This window comes from Flintibacter porci (genome assembly GCF_041925195.1).
Classification (GTDB): domain Bacteria; phylum Bacillota; class Clostridia; order Oscillospirales; family Oscillospiraceae; genus Lawsonibacter; species Lawsonibacter porci.
Genome location: NZ_JBHEVB010000034.1, coordinates 1 through 4,738, shown reverse-complemented (window position 1 = coordinate 4,738; position 4,738 = coordinate 1). Strand labels below are relative to the sequence as shown.

The following is a 4,738-nucleotide window of genomic DNA, read 5'->3' as shown; positions in this document are numbered from 1 at the left end:
ACCATCATTATGGAGAATTTCCGAACTACTTCAATTAGCTGTCTATATTGGGGTGGCCGTTAGGCCGCACAGCGGCCGCTGAGCTCCGCAACCGTGGCCGCTGGCCACCGCCGTATGCAATATAGATTATGAAATCGGCGATGTTCTTGAATACTTGTGGAATGAAGCTGAAAAACAGGGCTTTTTGATGCATACAAATCCTTTCCAACGTTGGATGTACTGCGGTCTGTATAGCGATGGTCAATATACTGTTACTCCAGACTGTAATGTATATAAGTGTTGGGAACATGCTGGTATGGATGAGCATCGGATGGGAGAAATCGGAGACGACGGTTCGCTAGTGAATGTGTCTTTTGCATTATATGATTGGATGTCAAAAAACCCCTTAGAGGATAAAGACTGCAGAGAATGCGTTTACTTACCCGCCTGCGGTGGTGGCTGCGGTGTCGTTAGTTATAATGAAACTGGCACATATCACGCTAAGGGCTGCTTTAAGGTAAAAGGCGTGTTAGAAAAGCAGATCCAGCGTTTTGCGTTAGAGGTTGCAAACAAAGCTAAAAAGTAATCTTAATATGGAGGCACAGCATGGCATGAAAGATATATTGCTTTTTTGCAAAAAGTACATGAAACTACATCGTAGGCAACTATGTTTTTATATTTTGCTGTGCATTATTCTGGGTTGCTTTTCTTTGGCAACGCCTTATGTATCTGGAAATTTCGTAGATTACTTAATTACCGGCAACAGCATCGGCAGCCTACTTCAGTATTGTGCTTTATACTTTTCCCTGTCGCTAGGTTCGGTTCTTTTAGGATACATAAGTAATAAGCTATTTATCTCCTTACAGACAAGGATGGGATTTGAACTCAATCGTGATGTCATTTCTCATATTCAGCATTTACCATTATCCTTTATCGAGTCAGAAGACACCGCCTACCTTAATCAAAAAGCAAATAATGATTCCAATGCACTCATGACTTTCTGCATCAGTATTATTCAAAGCATTGTAATCAATTTTGTCACTATATTACTTTCATTCTTAGTCATTTTCTTTTTTAATCCTCTAATAGCAGTCTCCTTGTTCATTCTCATTCCCTGCTATTTTATCGTATACCAAATACTCAAAAAGAAATTGTTCACGACCAGCTTTAAATTCAAAGAGAAGCAAGCTGAATATTTTAGTAAACTTTTTGAACAAATATCCCACATCAAACAGCTAAAAGTAAACGCATTATGTTCACAATTCATTTATCGTCTTAATTCGTCTTTTGATCATGTTTTTCACGCTGCAATTCAATACCAAAAGATATCATATATTTTTACGGGTCTAGACAGTATTATTCTCTGTGTTGCACACATTTTTTTATTCCTTTATGGTGGTATATTAGTTTTACAAGGCAAATTAAGTGTAGGGCAGTTCACAATTATATCAAGCTATTTTAGCATCATGCTGACATCAACAAGATACTTCTTCTCTTTAGGAAAAAATGTTCAGGATATTATGGTTTCATTTAAACGGATAACTGAAATTCTTGAACGAACTCCTGATCCTATTGGTTCTATTGAACTTACTCACATTTCAAAAATTGCCCTACATAATTATTCGAAACGCTTCGGTCAAAAATATATTTTAAATTCTGTTTCAGTAGAATTTGAGGAAGGCAAGATATATGTTATAGCAGGTCCAAATGGCTCCGGGAAGACAACACTAATCAATTCTATTTTGGGGCTATACACCAATGAGTGTGCTGATAAAATTTATTATAATGAGTACCCTATAGGGAAAATTGATTTACCAAAAATATATCAAAATCTTTTGGGTATTGTTGAGCAAGAGCCGCTTTTGTTTGAGGACACTATTTATTTTAATATTACTCTTGGTTCTCCCCCAAAGGAAAAGGGAATGATAGACTATTACACCAATTTGTTCGGCTTGGATGGCTTCATCAATTCCCTGCCTAACAAAATGAACACTATAGTCGGAGAAAATGCTTCTAATCTTTCAGGGGGTGAAAAGCAGAAAATATGCCTTATTCGTGCACTGATAAAGAATCCCAATGTATTGGTCTTGGATGAGCCCACATCAGCTCTGGATAGAGAATCTGTGCAAGCATTTAAAGACTACTTAACGGCAACAAAAAAGGGCAAAATAACAGTAATCGTTACCCACGACAGGTCACTTAACGATATTGCCGATGTTGTTATTTCCCTCACAAATCTTTAATACTTTTGTGGTATGCAGTTTTGCTGAGGCATTATCACAAGGGCTTTCCGGCTATCAGGATCTGTAATATAAAACAGCGGCCCCCACCCCAGTAGGCACTCGATTGTGCTTGGGGCGGGGGCTTTTTTGTTTGCTGCTACTCTGAACAGCGAAACAGACATTTAAGGTACTGTCAAGAATTATGCGCAAATTAGTTTGCAGACTCTGGCTGGATGAGGTCAGCCAGCAATAGAGGCGTCTTCCAGAGCCGCCTCCAAATGCTTCATATTCATGTACTTCTTGTTGCCCCACTGGGTTCCGGCCACATGGCGTAATCGGGCACAAACCAGCATCAAAGCAGAATTGCCGTCCGGGAATGTTCCCACCACACGGGTGCGGCGGCGAATCTCCCGGTTCAGCCGTTCAATTACATTGTTGGTACGGATCCGCGTCCAATGCTCATAGGGAAAATCACAGTAAGTCAGCGTTTCCTCGACACTATCCTCTACTTTCTTAGCGGCCTCTTTTAACTTCATTTCCTTCAGCTGAGCCACCACAGCTTTCGCTTTCTCTCGGGCCGCCTTCTTGCTCTCCTGGGCATGGATCGCCTTGAGCATCTTAGCCACCAGTTTTACCTTGGATCGAGGGACGACGGAAAACACATTGCGGTAAAAATGGACTGTGCAGCGTTGGTATTTGGCGTCAGGAAACACTTCCCCTACAGCGTCCAGCATTCCCAGACACTTGTCCCCGACAATGAGTTTCACGCCGTCCAGTCCACGGCTTTTAAGCCACTGGAAGAAATTCACCCAGCTGGCCTTGTCCTCTTTCATACCCTCGGCCGCGCCCAGGACCTCACGGTATCCGTCCTCGTTCACCGCAATTGCCACCAATATTGCAACATTTTCATACTCTCCTCCCCAGTTGCGCCGCAGGTAGATACCGTCCACATAAACGTACGGATACTTACCGCCTTGTAAGGGACGGTTCCGCCAATCCTCGATGTGGACATAGGCTTTCTTGTTCAGCTCGCTGATGGTGGACGGAGATACCTTGCTGCCCCATAAAGCTTCTGTTATATCCTCCACCCGGCGCACAGAGACGCCGGCGAGGTACATCTCAATGAGGGCTTCTTCTACGCTGCTCTCCCGGCGGCGATACCGCTCAATGATGGCCGTTTCAAAAGAAACACCCTTGAGGCGAGGCACATGGAGCGTCACGTCTCCGGAGGTGGTGGTAAGGTTCCGGTCGTAGTGGCCGCTGCGGTAGCCTTGGCGGGCCTCGTTGCGCTCGTAGCGGGCAGCCTGGGTTAGCTCCGCCTCCTGCTCCAGCAGTTCATTCAGCGTTTCTTCGACGCTGCCCCGGACCATTTCCTTGAGCTGCCCCTTGATTACTTCCTCGTTCAGTTGTACAATCTTCTCAGACATGGTTTACAGACTCCTTTCAGAATGGTGTGTGGTAACTTCATTCTACCAGAGGTCTGCAAACCATGTCTCTTTTTATGCCGTTTTCAATTTGCGCAATTTATTGTACCTTATCACATTTAATAGCGTAAAGGTTTGAACTGCTTATCTGTCTTTTATGCGCGACCGGATTTTCGAAACAGCGATATCGATTGCCTTATTAGCAACAATCACTATAAAGGCGACGATATATAAACTTTTCACCTCGCGCCAGCTTGTCAGCCATCCTATAATTACCATTACTTTTTGCTTTTGAACTCGATATATGTTCCTATTCCAAAGAGAACAATGCCCAGAACAATAAAGGCAATAGATACTATGAAGAAATCCATAGCACCATAGCCTTTGAGCAAACCGATAATTCCTACTGTTCCATTTAATGTGACATCGTTTAGTGTAGCCAGCGTCATTAAAGCAACAGAGAAAAATGCGCCTATCAGCGAAATGAAAGCGCCCAGTATCATTATTCCAGACATTTTAGCACCTTCTCGTTGAGAATTTTCTAAAAGGCTATTTATTATTTGAAATTGTATCGCTTGATTAACAGCGTTTGTATTTTCCAATGGAACTTTGCTCCCGAGTAAAGTTTCCACAGGCACCTCCAAAACTTGAGATAATTTTATAAGCATATCCCCATCTGGAATTGACAGCCCTTTTTCCCACTTTGAGATAGTCTGTCGCACAACATTTATTTTCTCTGCAAGAGCCTCTTGAGAAAGCCCCTTTTCTTTTCGTACTTTTTTCAAATTATCTCCAAACATATAGTTCAACTCCTCTTTAAGTCATTTTTATTATACTCAAAACATCCTGCTACCACAAGCAACGCAAATTAACATTTAGTTCTGTATGCCCTGCTGGTCACACTCGAAAAACAGGTCTATTATTATTTCATCATCGGTCATTGCGCCACCTTCCTTCCAGCCTCACCATATACTACGTTTTTAGCAGCAAATACTAGGCCTTGTTTGAAAAATAAAAGTTGCACAATAGGACGCAATATGTAAAACTAAGGGCATGAAACGCTATGAGTTAACAAAAGAACAATGGGACCGGATCAAACCGATGCTGCCACCA

Annotated in this window: 4 protein-coding genes; 2 read left to right on the top strand and 2 right to left on the bottom strand. The window is 42.4% G+C overall.

The features are described 5' to 3' along the window. Positions 1–187 precede the first annotated feature (187 nt). Positions 188–565 (top strand): SPASM domain-containing protein, encoded by a 378-nt coding sequence (locus ACEVJL_RS16685; protein ID WP_374738479.1) that lies wholly within the window; start codon positions 188–190, stop codon positions 563–565. A gap of 25 nt (positions 566–590) precedes the next feature. Then, positions 591–2,222, top strand: coding sequence for a peptidase domain-containing ABC transporter (locus ACEVJL_RS16680; protein WP_209346737.1), 1,632 nt, complete (start codon positions 591–593; stop codon positions 2,220–2,222). A 218-nt stretch (positions 2,223–2,440) separates the two neighbouring features. Here the strand turns inward: ACEVJL_RS16680 and ACEVJL_RS16675 are convergent, their stop codons facing one another. Both ACEVJL_RS16675 and ACEVJL_RS16670 read right to left on the bottom strand, forming a co-directional pair. After that, a complete protein-coding gene (locus ACEVJL_RS16675; RefSeq protein ID WP_209346736.1) occupies positions 2,441–3,628 on the bottom strand; it encodes an IS256 family transposase in 1,188 nt (395 codons plus the stop codon). 275 nt (positions 3,629–3,903) lie between these two features. Continuing rightward, positions 3,904–4,425, bottom strand: a complete 522-nt coding sequence (locus tag ACEVJL_RS16670; protein WP_209346734.1) for a helix-turn-helix domain-containing protein — start codon at positions 4,423–4,425, stop codon at positions 3,904–3,906. Positions 4,426–4,738 lie beyond the last annotated feature (313 nt).

Bases quoted from the DNA above. Each gene is read 5' to 3' on its own strand.
- ACEVJL_RS16675 (WP_209346736.1), bottom strand. From the start codon at position 3,628: ATGTCTGAGAAGATTGTACAACTGAACGAGGAAGTAATCAAGGGGCAG.
- ACEVJL_RS16680 (WP_209346737.1), top strand. From the start codon at position 591: ATGAAAGATATATTGCTTTTTTGCAAAAAGTACATGAAACTACATCGT.
- ACEVJL_RS16670 (WP_209346734.1), bottom strand. From the start codon at position 4,425: ATGTTTGGAGATAATTTGAAAAAAGTACGAAAAGAAAAGGGGCTTTCT.
- ACEVJL_RS16685 (WP_374738479.1), top strand. From the start codon at position 188: ATGCATACAAATCCTTTCCAACGTTGGATGTACTGCGGTCTGTATAGC.